Here is a 21807-nt window from a genome sequence, read left to right as displayed (position 1 = left end):
TCGCTCGTTCTTCAAGCATCCAAGTGTCGCCTATATTACTGACTTATGAGTAATGTCTCCGTTTGTCATCATCCCAGCCGCAGTTACTGCAGTTGGTGTAGCCGTTCACGAAGGTAGCTGCTACTTGCTAGAAGGCGAAGAGAAGAAGTAAGAGTGACCTCTTACTTTAGCCATTAACAAACTCCAAAGATTTAGTTAGGCTTAGCAAGAAACTCAACGCACCGCCCGCTCCACCGCATCCACGTACAGCGCCGGCACGTCGCAGCCGGTCTGGTCCAGGATCTCGCGAAAGCCCGTCGGGCTGGTGACGTTGATCTCGGTCACCTTGGTGCCGATGATGTCCAGCCCGATCATCAGCAGGCCGCGCGGCGCCAGCACGCCACCGATGGCGCGCGCGGTGGCGCGGTCGGCGTCGCTGAGCGGCTGCGCTACGCCCTTGCCGCCGGTGGCCAGGTTGCCGCGCACCTCGCTGCCCTGCGGGATGCGCGCCAGCACGTAGGGCGCCGGCTCGCCGTCGATGATGATGATGCGCTTGTCGCCGGCCACGATCTCGGGCAGGAACTTCTGCACCATGAAGGTGGTGGCGCCGTGGTGGTTCAGCGTCTCGGTGATCGAGCCCAGGTTGAGGCCGTCCGGGCCAACGCGGAAGATGCCCATGCCGCCCATGCCGTCCAGGGGTTTGAGCACGATCTCGCCGTGCTCGGCGTGGAACTGCTTGACATCCTCGGGCGAGCGCGTGACCAGGGTCGGGCCGAGGTACTGCTGGAACTCCATCACCGCCAGCTTCTCGGGGTGGTTGCGCAGCGCCTGCGGGCTGTTGATGACACGCGCGCCCTCGCGCTCGGCCTGCTCGAGCAGGTGGGTGGCGTAGATGAACTCGGCGTCGAAGGGCGGATCCTTGCGCATCAGCACGGCGTCGAACTCGGCCAGCGCGGCCTCGCGCGTGGCCTGCACGGCGAACCAGGCGCTCTCGTCGCCGGTGAGGCGAATGTCGCGCACCTGGGCCTGCACGCGACCGCCGCTGTGCCAGCGCAGGTGGCGCGGCTCGCAGGCCGTGATGCTGTGGCCGCGCCGCTCGGCTTCGCGCATCATGGTGTAGGTGGTGTCCTTGTAGGCCTTGAAGGACTCGATCGGGTCGGCGACGAAAAGCAGTTTCATGGATTCGCGGTTTGGGTTTTCCGGCCGTACTGTTGCACAAACAGCGCCACGCTGCCGGCAACCACGCCCCAGAAGGCCGAGCCGATGCCGGCAATGACCACGCCGCTGAGCGTGACCAGGAAGGTGATCAGCGCCGCCTCGCGCGTGCCGTCCTCGTGCAGCGCCTGCGTGAGGCCATTGCCGATGCCGCCCAGCAGCGCCAGCCCGGCGATGGCCAGCACCAGCGCGCTCGGGAACGCCGCCAGCAGCGCCGCGATGACGGCGCCGAAGACGCCCAGCAGCACGTACAGCAGCCCGCACACGGTGGCGGCGGTGTAGCGGCGCGCCTTGTCGGGGTGCGCCTCCTCGCCCATGCAGATGGCGGCGGTGATGGCGCTGAAGTTGAGCGCGAAGGCACCGAACGACGCCAGCAGCAGCGTGACTACGCCGGTGAGCGTGATCAGGCGCGACACCGGCATCTGGTAGCCGGTGCTGCGCATCACCGCCACGCCCGGCAGGTTCTGCGATGCCATGGTGACCACGAACAGCGGCAGCGCCAGGCTGACCGCCGCCTGCCACGTGAACACCGGCGTCATGAACACCGGCCGCGCCAGCGCATCGCCCAGCCCGGTGATGCCCGGTGACTTGATCTGCCCCAGCAGCGCTGCCACGGCGATGCCGGCCAGCAGCGTCGCCAGCACCGCATAGCGCGACACCAGCCGGCGGCCGATCAGGTAGACGCCGAGCATGCTGAGCACCAGCGGCAGCGCATGCTGCGCCGCGCCGAAGGCCTGCAGGCCGAAGCTGGCCAGCACGCCGGCCAGCAGCGCGGCGGCGATCGCCATCGGGATGCGGTTCATCACGCGCTCGAACCAGCCGGTGGCGCCGGCCAGGATGATCAGCAGCGCGCACCCCATGAAGGCGCCCACCGCCTCACCCATCGAGAAGCCGCCGGCCGCCCCCGCCGTCGCCAGCACCGCCGCGCCAGGCGTGGACCAGGCCACCATTACCGGCTGGCGCAGCAGCAGCGACGGCAGCGCGGTGCACAAACCCATGCCGATGCCGAGCGCCCACATCCACGACGACACCTGCGCCGGCGTGGCGCCGAACGCCAGCGCGGCCTGGAACACGATCGCCACCGAGCTGCTGTAGGCCACCAGCACCGCCACAACGCCGGCCGTGGCGGACATGGCGCTCAGATCCTTGAAGAAACGCATGGCGGCGATTGTGCCGGCCGGCGGCGCACCCGCCCGCGCTTCATGGCAGGATGCCGGCATGGCCGCGACCCCAGAAAACCTGCACGACATGAACACCACCACCCCCGCCGCGCTGGCCGGCGTGCGCGTGATCGAGATGGGCCAGCTAATCGCCGGGCCGTTTGCCGCCAAGACGCTGGGCGAGTTCGGCGCCGAGGTGATCAAGATCGAGCCGCCCGGCGCCGGCGACCCGCTGCGCAACTGGCGCCTGATCAAGGACGGCACCTCGGTCTGGTGGCAGGTGCAGTCGCGCAACAAGCGCTCGGTGGCGATCGACCTGCGCCAGCCGAAAGGGCAGGAACTGGCGCGCGGACTGATCGCCGAGGCCGACATATTGATCGAAAACTTCCGTCCCGGCACGCTGGAAGGCTGGGGCATGTCGCCAGCCGAGTTGCACGCGCTGAACCCCGGGCTGGTGATCCTGCGCATTTCCGGCTACGGTCAGACCGGGCCGTACCGCGACCTGCCGGGCTTCGGGGTGATCGGCGAAGCCATGGGCGGGCTACGCCACCTGACGGCGGAGCCGGGCCGGGTGCCGGTGCGCGTGGGCGTGTCGATCGGCGACACGCTGGCGGCGCTGCACGGCGTCATCGGCGTGATGATGGCGCTGTACAACCGCAAGGTCCACGGGGGCGCTGGTCAGGTGATCGACGTGGCGCTGCACGAGGCGGTATTCAACGTGATGGAAAGCCTGCTGCCCGAATACAGCGCCTTCGGCGCCGTGCGCGAGGCGGCCGGCAGCGCCCTGCCCGGCATCGCGCCCAGCAACGCCTACGCCTGCACCGACGGCTGGGTGTTGGTGGCCGGCAATGGCGACAGCATCTTCAAGCGACTGATGGCCACCATCGGCCGCGACGACCTGGGTGCGGCGGCTGACCTGGCTGACAACGCCGGCCGCGTGGCGCGCGTGACCGAGATCGACGCGGCCATCCAAGCCTGGACCGAACAGCGCACCGTACAGCAGGTGCTGGGCGCGCTGGCCGCAGCGCGTGTGCCAGTCGGCAAGGTCTACACCGCCAGGGACATCGCCGAAGACCCGCACTACCGCGCCCGCGACATGATCCTGCAGCAGCCCACGCGCGACGGCTACACGGTAGAGGTGCCCGGCATCGTGCCCAAGCTCTCGGCCACACCCGGCACCGTGCGCAGCAACGCCCCGCATGTGGGCGACGACACCGACGCGGTGCTGCGCGAGATGGGCCTGTCCGCCGAACAGATCACGACGCTGCGTGAAAGCGGCATCGTCGCGGGCAGGCCGAGCGATTGACCCATCATCCAACCCAGGAGACACGACATGAAGACTTGGAAGCGCACAGCCGCGCTGGTTGCCACCACGGCCCTGGCCGCTCTGCTGGCCGCCTGCGGCAACTCCGACGGCCTGCGCGTGAAGGAAGTGGGCAGCTACCACGTGGGCGGCCGCACCGTCACGCTCAGTGGCCTGCCCGAGCGCGAGATCACCTACAGCCCCGGCTCGCCGCCTGCCAAGCTCAACCCCAATGGCGAGTTCGCGGTGGAGCAGATGTACACGCGCTACACGCGCCTGGTCGATCCGCGCGGCAAGGTGCCGATGCTGATGTGGCACGGTGGCGGCCTGGCCGGCATGACCTTCGAGACCAAGCCGGACGGCGGACCCGGCTGGGAAATGTTCTTCCTGCGCCAGGGCTGGGACGTGTACGTGAGCGATGCCGTCGAGCGCGGTCGCGCCTCGTGGGCACGCTACCCCGAGATCTTCAAGACCGAGCCGGTGTTCCGCACCGCCAAGGAGGCATGGGAGCTGTTCCGCTTCGGCAGGGCCTACGACAGCGATCCGGCGAAGCGGGTGGTGATGCCGGGCACGCTGTTCCCCATCGATGCCTTCACGCAGTTCACGCGCCAGAGCATTCCGCGCTGGGCCACCAACGACGCCGCGACCCAGGCCGCCTACGACGCCTACGTGAACCAGGCCTGCCCGTGCGTGATCGTGGTGCACAGCCAGGGCGGCAACTTCGCCTTCAACTCGGCGTTGAAGCATCCGGACAAGGTCAAGGCCATCGTGGCCGTGGAAACCAGCGGCTCGCCCGACCCCTCCACCACCGACTTTGCCCGCCTCAAGCACATTCCCATGCTGTGGGTGTGGGGTGACTACCTGGACGAGTTCGACTTCTGGCAGGCCGTCTTCAAGCGGCAGGAGTCGTTCCGCCAGGGGCTGGTGAACGCGGGTGGCCGCGGCGACGTGATCGTGCTGCCGCAGCGTGGCATCCAGGGCAACAGCCACATGGTGATGATGGACCGCAACTCCGACCAGGTGGCAGCCCTGATCCAGCAATGGCTGGTTGAACGAGGGCTCGTGAAGTGACCGCCGGCGCGTTCACCGGCGCCGGCCGCCGCATCCGCATCCAGGAAGTCGGCACGCGCGACGGCCTGCAGATGGAGGCGCGGTTCGTGCCGACCGAAGACAAGATCGCTTTGGTCGATACCCTGTCGCAGGCCGGCCTGGCCAAGATCGAGGTGACTTCGTTCACCTCGCCCCAGGCGATCCCGGCGCTGCGCGACGCCGAGGTGGTGATGCGCGAGATTGCGCGGGTGCCCGGCGTGGTCTACACCGCGCTGGTGCCCAACGTGCGCGGCGCCGAGCGCGCCATCGAGTCGCGCACCGACGAGCTCAACCTGGTGATGTCCGCGAGCGAGACGCACAACCTGGTGAACCTGCGCATGACGCGCGCGCAGTCGTTTGCCGGACTCGCCGAGGTGGTGCGCACCGCGCAGGCCGCGCGCGTGCCGGTGAACGTATCGCTGTCCTGCGTGTTCGGCTGCCCGATGGAGGGCGACGTGGCCGGCAGCGAAGTGTTTGGCTGGGCGCAGCGCTTCGTCGACCTGGGGGTGCGGGGACTGACCCTGTGCGACACCACGGGCATGGCCTTTCCCACGCAGGTGAGCGCGATCACGCGCGCCGCCCGCGAGCGCTGGCCGGGCACCGAGCTGACCCTGCATTTCCACAACACGCGCGGCATGGGCCTGGCCAATGTGCTGGCGGCCATCGACGCGGGTGCGGATCGCTTCGACACTTCGCTCGGCGGGCTGGGCGGCTGCCCCTACGCGCCCGGTGCCACCGGCAACGTGTGCAGCGAGGAGATCGTGCACGCGCTGCAGCTGATGGGCCACGACACCGGCGTCGATCTCGGCTGCCTGATCGCCGCCGCACGGCGCCTGCCCGCGCTGATCGGCCACGACGTGCCGAGCCAGATCGTCAAGGCCGGCCGGCGACTGGACCTGCACCCCGTACCGCCCAACCTCGACGCGGTGCGCGAGCGCGCACTGGCGCGCGAACGCTGATCGAACAGCCGCGACCCGCCGCCGACCACCAAGTACCGATGCCTTTCATTTCATACCAAGGAGACCTACCCATGCACATGACCCGCAAGCACTTCCTCGCCCTGGCTGCCGCGCTGGCGGCCGGCGGCGCCTTTGCACAGGCCTACCCGGCCAAGCCTATCACCCTGGTCGTGCCCGCCGCCGCGGGCGGCACCACCGACCTGGCCGGCCGCATGCTGGCCCAGGGCTTGAGCTCGGTGGTGGGCCAGCAGGTGGTGGTCGACAACAAGGGCGGCGGCAACGGCGCCATCGCCGCGTCCATCGTCAAGCGCGCCCCGGCGGACGGCTACACGCTGCTGATGCAGTACTCAGGCTACCACGTCATCTCGCCGCACCTGATGAAGCAGCGCCAGTGGGAGCTGGCCGACTTCCAGCCCATCGCCAACATCCTGTCGGCGCCGCAGATCATCGTGGTGCGCGACGACGTGCCGGTGAAGACGCTGGCCGAGTTGGTCGCCTACGCCAAGGCGAACCCGGGCAAGCTGAACTACGCCTCGTCCGGCAACGGCTCGCTGCAGCACGTGACCGGCGCCATGCTCGAGCAGCAGGCCGGCATCCGGATGGTGCACGTGCCGTACAAAGGCACCGGCCCGGCACTGCAGGACCTGCTGGCGGGCCAGGTGCAGCTAACCTTCGGCACCGCACCGCCGTTCATGCAGCACATCGCCGGCGGCAAGCTGCGCGTGCTGGCGGTGACCGGCAAGGAGCGCCTGCCCAGCCTGCCCGAGGTGCCGACCACGGCCGAGGCAGGCTATCCCAGGCTCACGCCGACCTCGTGGTTCGCCCTGTTCGCGCCAGCTGCGATGCCCAAGGACATTGCAGCCAAGCTGGCAGCCGATGTGCAGAAGGTCATGGCCGACCCGGCCTTCAGGCAGAAGGCGCTTGACCAGGGTGCCACAGCCGACTACCAGTCGCCGCCACAGCTGGGCGAGAAGGTGAGTGCGGACTACGCCGAGTGGGCCAAGGTGATCAAGGCGTCGAAGATCGAGGCAGATTGAGCGGGCTCGAGTCGTGGCAAGAAGGCCCTGCCGCGCCTGATCGATCGGGCGCGGTAGGCCCTCTTGTCCTTGCTAGATTTCGACCTTGCTGCCCAGTTCCACCACCGCATTGCTCGGCAGGCTGAGGAACTCGGCCGCGCCGGTGGCGCTGTGGTGCATCTGCGCGAACAGCTTCTCGCGCCACAGGGCCATGCCCTTGCCCAGCGTCGGCGTGACGATGTCGCGCGACAGGAAGTAGCTGGTGGTCATCGGGTTCAGCACGATGCCGCGCCCACTCGCCATGCCGAGCGCGCGCGGCAGGTTGACATCGTTCTTGAAGCCGTAGCGCACGATCACCTGCCAGCAGTCATGGCCCAGCGGCTCGATCGCGAGGCGCTGCTCCATGCCGATCCAGGGCACCTCGAAATAGCGCACGGTGACGAACAGGTTCTGCTCGTGCAGCACCTTGTTGTGCTTGAGGTTGTGCATCAGCGCGTTCGGCACGATGCCGGGCTCGGCGGCCATGAACACGGCCGTGCCGCGCACGCGCTGCGGCGGGCTGACGAACAGCGATTCGAGCAGCGAGGGCAGGTCGATCGAGCTTTCGCGCAGGCTCTGGTTCAGGCGCTCGCGCCCATCCTTCCAGGTCGTCATCAGCACGAACACGGCGCCGCCGATGAAGATCGGGAACCAGCCGCCGTCGACCAGCTTGAGCAGGTTGGAGCTGAAGAACGCCAGGTCGACGACGAGGAAGAAGCCGGTGGCGGCCAGGCCCAGCGCCAGCGGGTAGCCCCAGCCGTAGCGGATGACGAAGAAGGTGAGCACGGTGGTGATGGTCATGTCCAGCGTCACCGCGATGCCGTAGGCCGCCGCCAGGTTGCTGGACGAGCGGAACATCACCACCGCCAGCACGATCGCCACGAACAGGCTCCAGTTGACGAAGGGCATGTAGATCTGCCCAGTGTCGCGCGTGCTGGTGTGGCGGATCTGCAGGCGCGGCAGGTAGCCGAGTTGGATCACCTGCTTGGTGACGCTGAAGGCGCCCGAGATCAGCGCCTGCGAGGCGATCACCGCCGCCATCGTGGCCAGGCCGACCAGCGGCAGCGTCAGCCACTCAGGCGCCAGCATGAAGAACGGGTTCTTCACCGCGTCGGGGTTGTCCAGCAGCAGCGCACCCTGACCGAAGTAGTTCAGCGTCAGGCACGGCATGACGATGGAGAACCAGGCCACGCGGATCGGCTTGCGGCCGAAATGGCCCATGTCGGCGTATAGCGCCTCGCCGCCGGTCACGCACAGCACCACCGCGCCGAGGATGATGAAGGTGATGCCCGGGTGCTGCCAGATGAAACGCAGCGCATGGTGTGGGCTGAGCGCTGCAAGGATCTCCGGGTGGCCGGCGATGTGGTAGATGCCCAGCAATGCGATGGCGATGAACCACAGCACCATGATCGGGCCGACGAACCGGCCGATGCCGCCGGTGCCGCGCTTTTGCACCCAGAACAGCACGAACAGGATCAGCAGCGTGAGCGGGATCACCGCACGCCGGAACAGCGGCGACACCACGTCCAGGCCCTCGACGGCAGACAGCACCGTGATCGCCGGCGTGATGACGCCGTCGCCGTAGAACAGGCAGGCGCCGAAGATGCCGATCAGCAGCATCCACTTGCGCAGCGCCGGCGCCTTGTCCTTGACGCTTTGCGAGGCCAGCGCCAGCATCGCCACCAGCCCGCCCTCGCCGTGGTTGTCGGCGCGCAGCACCAGCGTGACGTACTTCAGCGAGACGATCACGGTCAGCGTCCAGAACACGATCGACAGCACGCCGTAGACGTTGGCCGGCGTGAACGGCACGTGGCCGGAGCCGAACACCTCCTTCAGCGTGTAGAGCACGCTGGTGCCGATGTCGCCGTAGACGACGCCGATCGCGCCCAGCGTCAGGGCGCCCAGGGACGATTTCGAGGTGGACACGAAAAACGCCGGCCCTTGCGGTTCGGGCGCGGCGCCTGAGTCGATGACCTGCGCATTGTGCCCGCGCCGGGCATCCAGCGGCTGACGCCGGCCGCGCGAGTGTGGCGGCGCGGCAACTGCTGCGGGCGGCAGGCTCTCAGCTGATGGCCTGCAGCTCCGGGTCGGTCGCCTCCAGCTCGTAGCTGGCGGCGACCATGGCCAGGCGGGCGATCACCCCGTACATGTAGAAGCGGTTCGGCGCCCGCGCCTCGCCCCTGGCACCCGGCTTGGGCAGCTGGGCGCCGCCAGCGAAGGCCAGCGGCACGAAGCGCGCGCCCGGCGCGTTCAGGTTCTCGTCGACGCCGCGGTCGGCATGCACGCGGTAGAAGCCGCCGACCACGTAGCGGTCGATCATGTAGACCACCGGCTCGGCCATGGCGTCGTGGATGCGCTCGTTGGTCAGCACGCCTTCCTGGATGATGACCTCGCCGCTGGGCATCTGCGACGCCTTGCCGCGCGCCGGCTTGCGGCTGAGCTGCTCCAGGTCGCGCACGTCGCGCACCGTCATGATGCCCATGCCGTGGGTGCCACGGTCGGCCTTGACGACCACGAACGGCTTCTCGTTGATGCCGTATTCCTTGTACTTGCGCCGCACCTTGGTCAGCAGTGCGTCGACGTGGCCGCGCAGGCATTCGGCGCTGCCGGCCTCGTTCAGGTCGAGTTCGCCGCAGCTGGTGAACAGCGGGTTGATCAGCCAGGGATCGATGCCGATCAGCTTGCCGAAGCGCTTGCTCACGTCCTCATAGCACTGGAAGTGGCGGCTCTTGCGCCGCACCGTCCAGCCGGCCTGCAGCGGCGGCAGCAGGAACTGCTCGTGCAACTCCTCCAGGATGCCGGGCGCGCCGGCCGCGAGATCGTTGTTGAGCAGGATGGTGCAGGGGTCGAAGTACTTCAGCCCCAGGCGGTAGCGCGTGCGCTGCGCCGGCTCCAGCGTCAGCTTCTCGCCGTCCGGCAGCGTGATCGAGGTGCTGCGCTTGACGGCCGGGTCGATCGAGCCAAAGCGCACGTTCAGCCCGGCCATGCGGAAGATCTCCTGCAGCCGCGCCAGGCTGGCCAGGTAGAAGCTGCTCGGCTTGCCGTTCTCGGGCACGATCAGCAGGTTGCGCGCCTCGGGGCAGATCTTCTCGATCGCCGCCTGCGCCGCCTGCACCGCCAGCGGCAGCACGTCGGGCGACAGGTTGTGCCAGCCGTCGGGGTACAAATTCGTGTCGACCGGCGCCAGCTTGAAGCCGGCGTTGCGGATGTCCACCGCGCAGTACAGCGGCGGCGTGTGCTCCATCCACTCGAGCCGGAACCAGCGCTCGATCACCGGCGTGGCGTCGAGCAGGCGCTGTTCCAGCTCATTGATGGGGCCGGTCAGCGCGGTGACGAGGTGAGGAACCATGAGTAGGCGTTGATCGGTGAACGGGCCGTTGGCCAAGGCAACGGCGGCCATGCATTCTAGGCCGCGAAAAATCCGATCCGATCAATCCTGCAGCGGCATCGCCCCGCACGCCGCCGCCTGGCCGACCAGGGCGACGCCAGCCGGCTGCCTACGCACTCAGCTGCGTGTCTCGCCCTCGCCCAGCACCACCCATTTCAAGGATGTCAGTCCCTCGATGCCGACTGGCCCGCGGGCGTGGAACTTGTCGGTGCTGATGCCGATCTCGGCGCCCAGGCCGTACTCGAAGCCATCGGCGAAGCGCGTGCTGGCGTTGACCATCACGCTCGCCGAATCGACCTCGCGCAGGAAGCGCTGCGCGTGCCGGTGGTCGGTGGTGACGATGGCGTCGGTGTGGTGGCTGGAGTAGCGGTTGATGTGCTCAATCGCCTCGTCCAGGCCGGCCACCAGCTTGACGCTGACGATCGGCGCCAGGTACTCCTCCGACCAGTCCTGCTCGGTCGCCGGCACCAGTTTGGCGGCCGGCACCCCGGCCAGCAGGCGCATCGATTCGGCATCGCCGCGCATCTCCACGCCCTTGGCCGCCAGCACGGCGCCGATGCGCGGCAAGAATTCGGCCGCCACGCCGCGCGCTACCAGCAGGCTCTCGGTGGCGTTGCAGGGGCTGTACTTCTGCGTCTTGGCGTTATCGACCAGCTTCACTGCCATGTCGAGATCGCTGGGATCATCGACGTAGGTGTGGCAGTTGCCGTCCAGGTGCTTGATCACCGGCACCTTGGCTTCGGCACTGATGCGCTCGATCAGCCCCTTGCCGCCGCGCGGGATGATGACGTCGACGAACTCCGGCATCGCGATCAACTGCCCGACGGCGGCGCGGTCGGTGGTCGGCACCAGCTGCACCGCCTCCTTCGGCAGGCCGGCGACTTGCAGCGCCTGCTGCACCAGCGCCGCCAGCGCCTTGTTGGATTCGATCGCCTCGCTGCCGCCGCGCAGGATGCAGGCGTTGCCGCTCTTGATCGACAGGCTGGCGGCCTCGATGGTGACATTCGGCCGGCTCTCGTAGATCATGCCGAAGACGCCGATCGGCACCCGCATCTGGCCGACCCGGATGCCGCTGGGCTGCTGCTTCATCCCGACGATGTCGCCGATGATGTCGGGCATCGCCGCCAGCTGCTCGCAGCCCTCGGCGCAGGTCTCGATGATCTTCGGTGTCAGCTTCAGGCGATCCACCATCGGCTCGGCCAGGCCGGCGCCCTGCGCACGCGCCAGATCACGCTGGTTGGGCGCCTGCAACGGCTCCACCTGCTCGCGCAGCAGCCGCGCCAGTTCGCGCAGCGCCCGGTTACGCGCCGCCGTGCCGGCGCGCGCCATGGCGCGCGAGGCCTGGCGTGCCTGCAGTCCGAGCAGTTGCATGGTCTCGAAAACGTTGGGAGCGTTCATGCATCAATTTTCGCAGATTGACCCGTTATCGGCAGGGCACCACCTGGGCGTCGCCGCGCAGCTCGCTCAAGGGGGCAAAGCCCAGCGCACGGGCGCGCTCGACGTCACCGGCGTCGATCCCGAACAGGTTGATCTCGCCGGTGGCGCCGCCGCAGACCGCTGGATACATGCGCCCGTCGCTGCCGCAAGCGGTGCTCAGCACGCGCACGCCGGCACGCTCCAGCTCGGCGCGCATCAGCTCGGGCGCCGTGCCGCGGTCACCGCACTGCACCGATCCGCGGCTCTTGAACACCTGCAGGGGCGTGCTGGCCGGCGCCGCCGCGGTTGTGGGCGGCATCGGCGTGGTACAGGCCGCCAGCCAGCCGGCGCCCAGCACCAAGGTCACGGCAAGCAAGGCACGGTGGAGAACGGGTCGTGATGACATGGGGCAGCTCCTGCGAAGCGCCGCACCGGCGGGCCCAGGGCCACAGCGGGACGGCATCGCTGGGCATGGTAAGCCAAGCCGGGCCACGCACCTGTATGAATTCGTCGATGCACACGCACAGGTGCGGGCAACACCCGGGCCGCTTCAGCGCCGCGCCACCGCACCGCTGCAGGCCGCGCACAGGCCCTGCGCCAGCCGGTGCAGCGCCTGCCAGCCGTCCTGCGGCCAGCCGGGATGCTTCAGGCCCTTGACGATGCCGTCGACCTGGTGCGCGGCGTGCAGCAGATTGGCCAGCTGCATCTCGGTCAGGCGCGGCAGCACGCGCTCGAACACGCGCTCGCGCAGGCCCCAGATGCGCTGCTCGCGCAGCGCCATCGGCAGCGGCCGGCCGGCGGCGAGCGCATCCTTGACCCGCTTGAGCGCACGGATCTCCTCGGCCACCGCGTAGTGCACCCGCGCCTCGGCCTCGCCCTCGGCGCGCAGGCCGTCGAGCATGCGCTGCACGCGCGCGCGCTGGCCACCGAGGATCGCCTCGGAGAGCTTGAAGACGTCGTAGCGCGCCACGTTGAGCACGGCGGCCTCGATCTGCTCGGCGCTCAGCTCGCCGGCCGGGTACAGCAGCCCGAGCTTGGTGATCTCCTGGTGCGCCGCCAGCAGGTTGCCCTCGACCCGATCGGCGAAGAAGGCCAATGCGTGCTGCCCGGCCTCGCCCGGCGCGACGCGCTGGCCCTGCGCCGCCAGCCGCTGCGCGATCCACTGCGGCAGCGCGGCGCGCTCGATGACGTCGAGTTGCACCGTGACGCCGGCGCCATCGAGCGCCCCGAACCAGGCGCCGGAGCGCGTCTGCTTGTCGAGCCGCGGCAGCAGCACCAGGGTCAGCGTGCTGTCGTCACCGGCGGCGTTGGCGGCGAGCTGCTGCAAGGCCGCGCTGCCATCCTTGCCGGGCTTGCCGGACGGGATGCGCACCTCGACGACCTGCTTGTCGGCAAACAGGCTCAAGCTGCTGCCGGCCGCCAGCACCGCGCTCCAGTCGAAATGCGCACCCGCCACGGTATGCACGCTGCGCTCGGTATAGCCCTGGGCACGCGCCGCGGCGCGGATGGCGTCGGCCGCTTCCTGCAGCAGCAGCGGCTCGTCGCCGTGCAGCGTGTAGAGCGGACGCAGGCCCTTTTGCAGGTGGTTGGCTAGTTGGGCCACTGCCAATTGCATATCAGGCCCCGTGATCGGATGTTGTGTCCAACAATGACGCGGCACCCTCACCCCGGCCCTCTCCCGCACGCGGGAGAGGGAGTGAACGGGCTGCGCAGCAAGCCATTCCGGAGGCGGCGGAGCACGCCATACCAGCGAACGCCGTGCCCGGACCTGCGCCGGGCACTGGCGTTGTCCCCCCTCGCGTGGCAGAGGGGGGAAGGCGCCGCAGGCGACTCAGGGGGATCATATTCTCACCGTCGCCAGGCGCCGCATCACCTGCTGCACGATGTCGCTCTGCATGCTCTGGTAGAGCATCAGCGCCTCCTGCTCCTTCGACAAGGCCGCCGATTCGCTGTAGCTCTGGTCGATCTGCCGCGTGATTTCCGACATCGGCAGCAGTTCGCGCCCTTCCGGCGTGCGCAGGCGGAAGCGCAAGCGGATCAGCAACTGGAACTCGCGCACCTCGCCGGTCGCGGTGACGCTGACCACGGTACGCTCGCGCTGCTCACCCGGGCTTTCCAGCACCACGTCGCCGGCGCCCGCTTTGGCGGCGTCGGCCAGCACCTCGACGCGGCCGGTACCCTGCAACTGCCGGCGCAACTCGGTCGCCAGTGCGGTGGCCGGCATCGCCAGCGCGATGCGGCGGAAGCCGAACTCGGGCGCCTGGCGCAACTGGAAGCCGCACGCCACCAGCCACGGCGCGCCGCCGAGCGCGAGCAGCAGTCGGCGACGCGGCGGGTTCATCAAGCCACCACCACGTTGACCAGCCGCCCGGGCACGACCACGACCCGGCGCACCGTGCCACCGGCGCCGTGGCGGGCAAAGGCCTCGCTGGCCAGCGCGGCCTGCTCGATCGCCTCCTTGCTGGCGGCGGCCGGCACCAGGATGGCACCGCGCAGCTTGCCGTTGACCTGCAGCACCAGCTCCACTTCGTCCTGCTGCAGCGCCTGCGCATCGACCTGGGGCCAGGGTGCATCAAGCAGTTCACCCTGCACGGCGGCGAAGCCGAGCTGCTGCCACAGCACGTGGGTGATGTGCGGTGTGACCGGGCACAGCACGCGCAGCAGCTTGGAAAAGCCCTCGGCCAGCGCCGCGTTGTCGCCGCGCGAGCCATCACCCTGGAACGATTCCAGCGCGTTCAGCAGCTTCATCGCGCCGGACACCACGGTGTTGTACTGCAGGCGCCGGTAGTCGTAGTCGACCTGGCCCAGCACGGTGTGGATCTCGTGGCGCAGCGCCTTCGCGGCCCGGCTGAACTCGATCCCGTTGTGGCCGGCTGCGGCCGCCAGCAGCGCGCTCGCGGCCACGTTGCCGATCGGCTGCAGCTTGCTGCCGAAGTTCCAGACCCGGCGCAGGAAGCGGTAGCTGCCCTCGACGGCGGCATCGTTCCACTCCAGCGTCGCCTCGGGCGGCGCCGTGAACATGGTGTACAGGCGCGCGGTGTCGGCGCCGTACTTCTCGATCAGGTCCTGCGGATCGACGCCGTTGTTCTTCGACTTGGACATGGTGCCCACGCCCTCGTAGTCGATCGGCGTGCCGGCGGGCAGCTTGCCGACGGCCTTGTTCAGCCTGGCGCCGACCTGCTTGCCGTCGGCGTCGATCACCGGGTCGACGTCGGCCGGCCAGAAGTACTCGATGCCGCCCTTCTCGTTGCGGCGGCTGTAGATGTGGTTCAGCACCATGCCCTGCGTCAGCAGGCGGGTAAAGGGCTCGTCGATCGACACCAGCCCGAGGTCGCGCATCACCTTGGTCCAGAAGCGCGCATACAGCAGGTGCAGGATGGCATGCTCGATGCCCCCGATGTACTGGTCCATCGGCATCCAGTACTGCGTGCCGCCGGCGACCATGGCCTGCTCGTTGGCCGGGTCGCAGTAGCGCATGAAGTACCAGGACGAATCGATGAAGGTGTCCATGGTGTCGGTCTCGCGCCGCGCCGGTTTGCCGCAGCACGGGCAATCGACCTTCAGGAAGGCCTCGCACTTGTTCAGCGGGTTGCCCGACCCATCGGGCACCAGGTCCTGCGGCAGCACCACCGGCAGGTCCTGCTCGGGCACCGGCACGGTGCCGCAGTCGGCGCAGTGGATCATCGGGATCGGCGTGCCCCAGTAGCGCTGGCGCGAGATGCCCCAGTCGCGCAGGCGCCAGGTGGTCAGCTTCTGGCCCAGGTCCTGCTCGGCCAGCGCCTTGGCGACGGCGTTCACCGCCTCCTGGTAGGCCATGCCGCTGAAGATGTCGGAGTTGACGGTGACACCGTGCTGCTTGTCGGCGTACCAGTCCTGCCATTGGGTGTAGTTGTAGTCCTGGCCGTCGACGTGCACCACCTGCAGGATCGGCAGCCCATACTTCAGCGCGAAGGCGAAGTCGCGCTCGTCGTGCGCCGGCACGCCCATCACGGCGCCATCGCCGTAACCCATCAGCACGTAGTTACCGATCCACAGCGGCACCGCCTCGCCGGTCAGCGGGTGCGTCACGCTCAGGCCGGTGGGCATGCCTTCCTTGTCCTTGGCGGCCAGCTCGGCCTCGGTGGTGCCGCCCTGCTTGCACTTCTCGATGAAGGCCGCCAGTTCGGGGTTGCCCTTGGCAGCCTGCGTCGCCAGCGGGTGCTCGGGTGCCACGGCGCAGAAGGTGACGCCCATGATGGTGTCGGCACGCGTGGTGAACACGTACATGCGGCCGCCCTGGATCGGCTCGCCGTCTTCGCCCCGGATGTCGTGCGTGAAGGCGAAGCGCACGCCTTCGCTCTTGCCGATCCAGTTCTCCTGCATCAGCCGCACGCGCTCGGGCCAGCCCTCCAGCGTGGCCTTCGGGTTGCCGATCTGCACGTGGTCGAGCAATTCCTGCGCGTAGTCGGTGATCTTCAGGTAGTAGCCCGGGATCTCGCGCTTTTCCACCGGCGCGCCGGTGCGCCAGCCGCGGCCGTCGATGACCTGCTCGTTGGCCAGCACGGTCTGGTCGACCGGGTCCCAGTTGACGACCTGGGTCTTGCGGTAGGCGATGCCCTTTTCCAGCATCTTCAGGAACAGCCACTGGTTCCACTTGTAATACGTGGCGTCGCAGGTGGCGACTTCGCGGCTCCAGTCGATCGCCAGCCCCATGGCCAGCATCTGGCCCTTCATGGTGGCGATGTTGTCGTAGGTCCACCTGGCCGGCGGCACGCCGTTCTTGAGCGCGGCGTTCTCGGCCGGCAGGCCGAAGGCGTCCCAGCCCATCGGCATCAGCACGTTGAAGCCCTTCATGCGCAGCTGGCGCGCCAGCATGTCGTTGATGGTGTAGTTGCGCACATGGCCCATGTGCAGCTTGCCGCTGGGGTAGGGCAGCATCGAGCAGGCGTAGTACTTGGGCTTGCTCGCGTCTTCGGTGACGCGGTAGGCGTCGGTGGCCTGCCAGTGCGCCTGCGCGGCGCGTTCCACGTCGAGGTGGCTGTATCGTTCTTGCATGGCGCAAATTGTAGGCGGCGGCGGGTGTCGCCCCCGCGGTCAGCGCAGCCGCCGGGCTGCCGCTTTCCGTCCGATCCGGCTCAGCCCGAGGCGGCCGGTGCCGGCGCAGCGGGCGGCGTCACCGCCGCCGGATCGGCTGGGGCGCCGCCGCCGGGTGCCGGCGTTTCCGCCGTGGGCGGTGCCCCGCCCGGCGGCGCCTCGGCCACGAAGCCGATGCGGTTCAGCCCGGCCTTGTGGGCTTCACCCATCACCTCGACCACGCGGCCATAGGGCACACCCTGGTCGGCACGCAGCTGCACCTCGGTGTCCGGATTCGCGCGCGCGGCATCCAGCAGCGCGCCACCGAGCTCGCCCTGCGTCACCGGCCGGTCGTCGAAGAACACCTGGCCCGCCTTGTCCACCACCACGGTGACGAACTTGGGCGGATCGCCCGGCTTGGCGGCGTCGGTCTTGGGCAGGTCGAGCCGGATCGAGCTGGCCAGCAGCGGCGCCGTGATGATGAAGATCACCACCAGCACCAGCATCACATCGACCATGGGCGTGACGTTGATGTCGCTCATGGGCTCCTTGCCCTTGCTGCCGCGTTCGAGTCTTCCGAATGCCATGCGTCACATGTCCCCACGCTTCGCCGCGGCGCGTGCTGCGCTGCCCCTCGAGGGGGCCGCAGCCGCCTTGGGACAGCCCTGCAGCGGCTGGATCAGTGGATCGGGTACCGTTTGCTTCATCACCGAATCAGCGGTTGACAAGGAGTTCACGGAGGTCATTGGCAAAGCCTTCCAGCTCGGCCTCGATGCGCCCGATGCTGCGGCCGAACCAGTTGTAGGCCAGCACGGCGGGAATGGCCACCGCGAGGCCGGCGGCGGTCATGATCAGCGCCTCACCGACCGGGCCGGCGACGCGCTCGATCGAGATCTGGCCTGACGCGGCGATGTTGATCAGCGCGTGGTAGATGCCCCACACCGTGCCCAGCAGGCCGATGAAGGGCGCCGTGGCGCCGGTGGTGGCCAGCAGCACCTGGCCGAACTGCAGGCGCCCGCCGACTCCGTGCAAGGCGTCGCGCAGTCCGCGCGTGAGCTGCTGCGCCCGGTCACCGGTCGCCGCCAGCGTGCCATCGGCCGGCATCTGGGTCGATTCGATCAGCGGCTGCACCAGCCCCGCGCGGTCGATGCCGCCGGCGCGCGTGGCGCCCTCGGCCAGCGTCGGCGCCTGCCAGAAGGCGGCGACGCCGCGCGTCACTTCGCCGGCCGCGCGGCGCAGCATCCAGGCCTTCCACAGGATCACCACCCAGCTGGCGATCGACATCAGCAGCAGCAGGATCGCGACCGACTTGCCGACCGCATCGCTCTGCATGAAAACTTGTTGCAGGTTCATGGGAAAAAGACTCGTTGGATCAGCGCAGGTTCAACACGTCGAACATGTCGTACAGGCCGCTCGGCTTGCCGGCCAGGAAGCGCACCGCGCGCAGGCTGCCCTGGGCGTAGCCGGCGCGGCTGCCGGCCTTGTGCGAGATCTCGATGCGCTCGCCGGTGCCGGCGAACAGCACCGTGTGGTCGCCGACGATGTCGCCGCCGCGGATGGTGGCGAAGCCGATGGTGGACGGATCGCGCTCGCCGGTATGGCCGTGGCGCTCGTAGACGGCGCAGTCCTTCAGGTCGCGCCCGAGCGCCTCGGCCAGCACCTCGCCCATCTTGAGTGCGGTGCCGCTCGGTGCATCGACCTTGTGGCGGTGGTGCGCCTCGATCACCTCGATGTCGTAGCCGGTCGACAGCGCCCTGGCGGCCATCTCCAGCAGCTTGAAGGTGACGTTGACGCCGACGCTCATGTTGGGCGCCATGACGATGGGAATCTGCCGGGCGGCGGCTGCGATCTCGGCCTTCTGCGCCTCGCTGAAGCCGGTGGTGCCGATCACCAGCGCCACGCCCCGCTCGCGGCAAGCAGCCAGGTGCGCCATGGTGGCTTCCGGTCGGGTGAAGTCGATCAGCACCTGGGCGTTCTGCAGGCCGGCCGCCAGATCGGCCGTCACGCTCACCCCGGTCTGCTGGCCGATCGGCTGGCCGGCGTCCTGGCCCAGCGCCGGGCTGTCCGGCCGGTCGAGCGCGCCGGTCAGCCGGCAGTCGTCCGCGGCACGCACGGCCTCGATCAGCATCTGGCCCATGCGGCCGCTGGCGCCGGCCACCGCCACGCGCTGTGTCACTGAAGATGTGGTCATCGGGAAAACCAAAGGGTTGGACGCCGCCGCACCGCGGCACGCCAGCGCCTCAACGCGCCGGCTCCAGCGGCGGATAGCTGCCGGCCGGGCGCGGCGTCGGCTCGGATGCGGCGGCGGGCGCGGCGTCTGCCGCATTCGCTTCACCGCCGCCGGACGGGAACTTGGCCAATTGCTCTGGTGTTGCCTCCAGCACCGGCACCTTGATCTTGCGCTCGCGACTGATGCGCTGCACGAATTCGGACTCGCTGGGCATCTCGTCGCCCTCGAAGCGCGCCAGCGTATCGCCCTCGAAGAACACGCTCAGGCGGTAACGCTGCGGTTCGACGCCCTGGCGCTTCATGGTGAAGACGTAGTCCCAGCGGTCGGTATGGAACAGGCTGGCCACCAGCGGCGTGCCCAGGATGTCGCGCACCTGCAGGCGCGTCATGCCCGGCCGCAATGCCTGCACCTGCTCGCTCGAGACGAAGTTGCCCTGCACCACCTCCGGCTTGTAGAGGGTCAGGGCATCGGCCAGGCCGCGGGTACCCTGGTTGAAGCTGCTGCAGGCGCTCAGGCCCGTGGCCAGCACGACCAGGATGACCTGACAGGTCACGCGGACATGGGTTCGAGGAAGGACGGACATGGATCCCGGCTCATGCACAATACGGCCAGACATTGTAGCGGCGCCCCAACACACGCCCCGTGTCGATCCGGCATGGAAAGCAACATCGAGGAACTGAAGAGCACCGGTCTCAAGGCCACGGCGCCGCGCCTGAAGATCCTGGAAATCTTCCAGACTTCCGAGCAGCGCCACCTGACGGCCGAGGACATCTACCGCGTGCTGCTGGCCGAAAACTCGGATATCGGTTTGGCCACCGTGTACCGCGTGCTGACCCAGTTCGAGCAGGCCGGCATCCTGAACCGCAACCATTTCGAGGTCGGCCGCGCGGTCTACGAGTTGCGCGACGACCAGCACCACGATCACCTGGTGTGCCTGGATTGCGGCCACGTCGAGGAATTCTTCAATCCCGAGATCGAGAAGCAGCAGCACGCGGTCGCCAAGGCCAAGGGTTTCGAGATCGCCGACCACGCGCTGAGCCTGTACGCCCACTGCACCAAGGTCAAGTGCCCGTACCGCGACGCCGCGGCCACACCGCCGGCACCGGCAGCCGGTCGCTGACGCCTTCCTGCCCTGACCGCTCGGCGGCACACCGCGCCCCCAGGCACGGTCGTCAAAGCGTTTCCGCGCCCTTTTCCATCGCCTTGCGGTGGCGCTCGACGAATTCCTGGTAGGTGTCGATGCCGCGCAGCTGCAGGATGTGGTTGCGCACCGCGGCCTCCACCAGCACGGCGATGTTGCGACCCGCCACCACCTGGATCACCGCCTTCTGGATCGGCACGCCGAGCACTTCCTGCGTCAGCGGCTCGTAGGGCAGGCGCTCGTGCTCGCGCTCCATGGTCTCGCGCCGCACCAGGTGCACGATCAGGCGCAGCCGCATGCGCCGGCGCACCGCGGTCTCGCCGAAGATGGCGCGGATGTCGAGCAGACCGATGCCGCGCACCTCGAGCAGGTTCTGCAGCAGCTCGGGGCAGCGGCCCTCGATGGTGGTCTGGTTGATGCGAAACAGGTCGACCGCGTCGTCGGCCACCAGGCCATGGCCGCGCGAAATCAGTTCCAACCCCAACTCGCTCTTGCCCAGCCCGGATTCGCCGGTGATCATCACGCCCAGGCCCAGGATGTCCATGAACACGCCGTGCATGGTGGTGCGGTCGGCAAAGTGCTTGGACAGGTAGGCGCGCAGCACGTCGATGACGAAGGCCGCCGACTCGTGCGTCGCAAACAACGGGATGTGGGCCCGCTCGCACATCGACAGCAGCGCGTCCGGCGCGGCCTCGCCATCGCACAGCACCAGCACCGGCGGCTCCAGCGTGACGATGCGCGCCACGCGGCGCGCGCAGTCCTCTGGCGAGGCGTTGGTCAGGTAGGCCACCTCGCGCGGCCCCAGCACCTGCACGCGGTAGGGATGGATGTAGTTCAGGTAGCCGACCAGGTCGGCGCCCGAGCGCGCCTGCCGCACTGCCACCTCGTCGAAGCGTCGCTCCGACGCATCCAGGCCGGCCAGCCACTGCCAGCGCAGCGCGGCGCGGTGATCCTCGAACAGCACGTCGGCGCTGATGACGGTCGGTTTCATGAAGCAGGGAGCCGGCGCTTCAGCAGCCGGTCAGTGCGTTCGCGCGGCCACCCGCGGCGCCAGCGTCCACGCGGCGATCAGGCCGGCTGGGCGGACTGCCAGTCCGCGATCAGGCCATGCAGCTCGGCGGTCGAGGCCGCCACCTTGATGCGTTCGCGCAGTTCGGCATCGCTCAGAAGCTCGGCGATCTCGGACAGGATCTCCAGGTGCTTCTGCGTCGCCGCCTCGGGCACCAGCAGGAAGATCAGCAGGCCGACCGGCTTCTCGTCCGGCGCATCGAAGCCGATCGGCTGCGCCAGTTGCAGCACCGCCGCCATCGGCGCCTTCAGGCCCTTGATGCGGCCATGCGGGATCGCCACGCCGTGCCCCAGGCCGGTCGAGCCCAGGCGCTCGCGCGCAAACAGGCTGTCGGTGATCAGCGCGCGCGACAGGCCGTGCAGGTTCTCGAACAGCAGCCCGGCTTCTTCGAACGCGCGCTTCTTGCTGGTCGCGTCGACACCGACCAGCACCTGCGACGCCGGGAGAATGGAAGCAAGACGATTCATGGGTATAGGCGCGAATTATGCTCCGACGCGCCGGGATCAGGCTATCCGCGATCCGGCTGCGCGCACGTGGGCGGTGTCACCGCCAAAAAATACCGTTAATGGGCGTCTCGTTGCGGCGGACAGGCTTGGGGTTTTGCCTGCGCGCAGAGGCTCGCGTCGAGGTCAAAGCTTCAAAAAAAAGCCGCCCGGCATTACCGACGCGGCTTGCAAGCTGGAGTCTACAGTCTTCGCTCGGCGGCCTCAAATCTGAAGTGCAACACCTCACCCGGCGTAAGGTGCTGCGA

Annotated in this window: 21 protein-coding genes; 6 read left to right on the top strand and 15 right to left on the bottom strand. The window is 68.7% G+C overall.

The features are described from left to right. Positions 1–213: 213 nt before the first annotated feature. Positions 214–1158 (bottom strand): glutathione synthase, encoded by a 945-nt coding sequence (gene gshB / locus PK606_RS13825; protein WP_324564812.1) that lies wholly within the window; start codon positions 1156–1158, stop codon positions 214–216. Then, a complete protein-coding gene (locus PK606_RS13820) occupies positions 1155–2354 on the bottom strand; it encodes a benzoate/H(+) symporter BenE family transporter (RefSeq protein ID WP_324564810.1) in 1200 nt (399 codons plus the stop codon). The genes gshB and PK606_RS13820 overlap by 4 nt, the downstream gene beginning before the upstream one ends. Before the next feature lie 58 nt (positions 2355–2412). Between PK606_RS13820 and PK606_RS13815 the strand changes: the two genes are divergently transcribed. The 4 genes from PK606_RS13815 (at position 2413) to PK606_RS13800 (ending at position 6742) form a co-directional block, all read left to right on the top strand. Then, on the top strand, positions 2413–3660 hold the full coding sequence (locus tag PK606_RS13815) for a CaiB/BaiF CoA transferase family protein (RefSeq protein ID WP_502920848.1): 1248 nt from the start codon (positions 2413–2415) through the stop codon (positions 3658–3660). A 27-nt stretch (positions 3661–3687) separates the two neighbouring features. Further along, positions 3688–4728, top strand: coding sequence for an alpha/beta hydrolase (locus PK606_RS13810; RefSeq protein WP_324564808.1), 1041 nt, complete (start codon positions 3688–3690; stop codon positions 4726–4728). Then, positions 4725–5705 carry a hydroxymethylglutaryl-CoA lyase gene (locus PK606_RS13805; protein ID WP_324564807.1) on the top strand — a complete coding sequence of 327 codons (981 nt, stop codon included), beginning with the start codon at positions 4725–4727 and terminating at the stop codon, positions 5703–5705. Before PK606_RS13810 ends, PK606_RS13805 begins: the two co-directional genes overlap by 4 nt. A gap of 71 nt (positions 5706–5776) precedes the next feature. Beyond that, a complete protein-coding gene (locus PK606_RS13800; protein ID WP_324564806.1) occupies positions 5777–6742 on the top strand; it encodes a Bug family tripartite tricarboxylate transporter substrate binding protein in 966 nt (321 codons plus the stop codon). Positions 6743–6814: 72 nt separating this feature from the next. On the opposite strand, the gene PK606_RS13795 is transcribed toward PK606_RS13800, so the two are convergent. The 11 genes from PK606_RS13795 to PK606_RS13745 form a co-directional block, all read right to left on the bottom strand. After that, positions 6815–8686, bottom strand: a complete 1872-nt coding sequence (locus PK606_RS13795; protein ID WP_324564804.1) for a potassium transporter Kup — start codon at positions 8684–8686, stop codon at positions 6815–6817. Positions 8687–8822: 136 nt separating this feature from the next. After that, complete coding sequence (gshA, locus tag PK606_RS13790) at positions 8823–10109, bottom strand: glutamate--cysteine ligase (protein ID WP_324564803.1); 1287 nt, start codon at positions 10107–10109, stop codon at positions 8823–8825. A gap of 156 nt (positions 10110–10265) precedes the next feature. Then, positions 10266–11546: a glutamate-5-semialdehyde dehydrogenase gene (locus PK606_RS13785; RefSeq protein ID WP_324564802.1), complete on the bottom strand. Its 1281-nt coding sequence runs from the start codon at positions 11544–11546 to the stop codon at positions 10266–10268. Positions 11547–11571: 25 nt separating this feature from the next. Continuing rightward, positions 11572–11970, bottom strand: a complete 399-nt coding sequence (locus tag PK606_RS13780; protein WP_324564800.1) for a hypothetical protein — start codon at positions 11968–11970, stop codon at positions 11572–11574. Positions 11971–12114: 144 nt separating this feature from the next. Continuing rightward, positions 12115–13179, bottom strand: a complete 1065-nt coding sequence (gene holA, locus PK606_RS13775; RefSeq protein WP_324564799.1) for a DNA polymerase III subunit delta — start codon at positions 13177–13179, stop codon at positions 12115–12117. A gap of 225 nt (positions 13180–13404) precedes the next feature. Continuing rightward, complete coding sequence (locus tag PK606_RS13770; RefSeq protein WP_324564797.1) at positions 13405–13905, bottom strand: LPS-assembly lipoprotein LptE; 501 nt, start codon at positions 13903–13905, stop codon at positions 13405–13407. After that, entirely contained in the window at positions 13905–16598 is a 2694-nt protein-coding gene (gene leuS, locus PK606_RS13765; RefSeq protein ID WP_324564796.1) for a leucine--tRNA ligase, read from the bottom strand. Before leuS ends, PK606_RS13770 begins: the two co-directional genes overlap by 1 nt. A gap of 80 nt (positions 16599–16678) precedes the next feature. Continuing rightward, positions 16679–17203 carry an ExbD/TolR family protein gene (locus tag PK606_RS13760; RefSeq protein ID WP_324564794.1) on the bottom strand — a complete coding sequence of 175 codons (525 nt, stop codon included), beginning with the start codon at positions 17201–17203 and terminating at the stop codon, positions 16679–16681. A gap of 127 nt (positions 17204–17330) precedes the next feature. Next, positions 17331–17969, bottom strand: coding sequence for a MotA/TolQ/ExbB proton channel family protein (locus PK606_RS13755; protein ID WP_324564793.1), 639 nt, complete (start codon positions 17967–17969; stop codon positions 17331–17333). Positions 17970–17988: 19 nt separating this feature from the next. Next, positions 17989–18807: a 4-hydroxy-tetrahydrodipicolinate reductase gene (gene dapB, locus PK606_RS13750; protein WP_324564791.1), complete on the bottom strand. Its 819-nt coding sequence runs from the start codon at positions 18805–18807 to the stop codon at positions 17989–17991. A gap of 49 nt (positions 18808–18856) precedes the next feature. Beyond that, positions 18857–19429, bottom strand: a complete 573-nt coding sequence (locus tag PK606_RS13745) for an outer membrane protein assembly factor BamE (RefSeq protein WP_324564790.1) — start codon at positions 19427–19429, stop codon at positions 18857–18859. A gap of 72 nt (positions 19430–19501) precedes the next feature. On the opposite strand from PK606_RS13745, the gene fur reads away from it, so the two are divergent. Beyond that, positions 19502–19966, top strand: coding sequence for a ferric iron uptake transcriptional regulator (gene fur, locus PK606_RS13740; protein WP_324564789.1), 465 nt, complete (start codon positions 19502–19504; stop codon positions 19964–19966). A gap of 52 nt (positions 19967–20018) precedes the next feature. On the opposite strand, the gene hprK is transcribed toward fur, so the two are convergent. Both hprK and PK606_RS13730 read right to left on the bottom strand, forming a co-directional pair. Further along, a complete protein-coding gene (gene hprK, locus PK606_RS13735; RefSeq protein ID WP_324564788.1) occupies positions 20019–20978 on the bottom strand; it encodes an HPr(Ser) kinase/phosphatase in 960 nt (319 codons plus the stop codon). A 77-nt stretch (positions 20979–21055) separates the two neighbouring features. Continuing rightward, positions 21056–21523: a PTS sugar transporter subunit IIA gene (locus PK606_RS13730; protein ID WP_324564787.1), complete on the bottom strand. Its 468-nt coding sequence runs from the start codon at positions 21521–21523 to the stop codon at positions 21056–21058. A 98-nt stretch (positions 21524–21621) separates the two neighbouring features. Here PK606_RS13730 and PK606_RS13725 point away from each other — a divergent pair. Further along, the coding region (locus PK606_RS13725) for a hypothetical protein (RefSeq protein WP_324564786.1) at positions 21622–21807 on the top strand (186 nt) is incomplete at its 3' end.

Source organism: Ottowia sp. (assembly GCF_035444425.1).
Taxonomy (GTDB): Bacteria; Pseudomonadota; Gammaproteobacteria; order Burkholderiales; family Burkholderiaceae_C; genus Ottowia.
The sequence above is the reverse complement of the archived record's forward strand: the minus strand, read 5'-3'. Positions and strand labels throughout refer to the sequence as shown.

What these genes read in the sequence shown, in the direction of transcription:
- gshB (WP_324564812.1), bottom strand. Translation starts at nt 1,158, where the DNA reads ATGAAACTGCTTTTCGTCGCCGACCCGATCGAGTCCTTCAAGGCCTAC.
- PK606_RS13820 (WP_324564810.1), bottom strand. Translation starts at nt 2,354, where the DNA reads ATGCGTTTCTTCAAGGATCTGAGCGCCATGTCCGCCACGGCCGGCGTT.
- PK606_RS13815 (WP_502920848.1), top strand. Translation starts at nt 2,413, where the DNA reads ATGGCCGCGACCCCAGAAAACCTGCACGACATGAACACCACCACCCCC.
- PK606_RS13810 (WP_324564808.1), top strand. Translation starts at nt 3,688, where the DNA reads ATGAAGACTTGGAAGCGCACAGCCGCGCTGGTTGCCACCACGGCCCTG.
- PK606_RS13800 (WP_324564806.1), top strand. Translation starts at nt 5,777, where the DNA reads ATGCACATGACCCGCAAGCACTTCCTCGCCCTGGCTGCCGCGCTGGCG.
- gshA (WP_324564803.1), bottom strand. Translation starts at nt 10,109, where the DNA reads ATGGTTCCTCACCTCGTCACCGCGCTGACCGGCCCCATCAATGAGCTG.
- PK606_RS13785 (WP_324564802.1), bottom strand. Translation starts at nt 11,546, where the DNA reads ATGAACGCTCCCAACGTTTTCGAGACCATGCAACTGCTCGGACTGCAG.
- PK606_RS13780 (WP_324564800.1), bottom strand. Translation starts at nt 11,970, where the DNA reads ATGTCATCACGACCCGTTCTCCACCGTGCCTTGCTTGCCGTGACCTTG.
- holA (WP_324564799.1), bottom strand. Translation starts at nt 13,179, where the DNA reads ATGCAATTGGCAGTGGCCCAACTAGCCAACCACCTGCAAAAGGGCCTG.
- PK606_RS13770 (WP_324564797.1), bottom strand. Translation starts at nt 13,905, where the DNA reads ATGAACCCGCCGCGTCGCCGACTGCTGCTCGCGCTCGGCGGCGCGCCG.
- leuS (WP_324564796.1), bottom strand. Translation starts at nt 16,598, where the DNA reads ATGCAAGAACGATACAGCCACCTCGACGTGGAACGCGCCGCGCAGGCG.
- PK606_RS13760 (WP_324564794.1), bottom strand. Translation starts at nt 17,203, where the DNA reads ATGGCATTCGGAAGACTCGAACGCGGCAGCAAGGGCAAGGAGCCCATG.
- PK606_RS13755 (WP_324564793.1), bottom strand. Translation starts at nt 17,969, where the DNA reads ATGAACCTGCAACAAGTTTTCATGCAGAGCGATGCGGTCGGCAAGTCG.
- dapB (WP_324564791.1), bottom strand. Translation starts at nt 18,807, where the DNA reads ATGACCACATCTTCAGTGACACAGCGCGTGGCGGTGGCCGGCGCCAGC.
- PK606_RS13745 (WP_324564790.1), bottom strand. Translation starts at nt 19,429, where the DNA reads ATGTCCGTCCTTCCTCGAACCCATGTCCGCGTGACCTGTCAGGTCATC.
- fur (WP_324564789.1), top strand. Translation starts at nt 19,502, where the DNA reads ATGGAAAGCAACATCGAGGAACTGAAGAGCACCGGTCTCAAGGCCACG.
- hprK (WP_324564788.1), bottom strand. Translation starts at nt 20,978, where the DNA reads ATGAAACCGACCGTCATCAGCGCCGACGTGCTGTTCGAGGATCACCGC.
- PK606_RS13730 (WP_324564787.1), bottom strand. Translation starts at nt 21,523, where the DNA reads ATGAATCGTCTTGCTTCCATTCTCCCGGCGTCGCAGGTGCTGGTCGGT.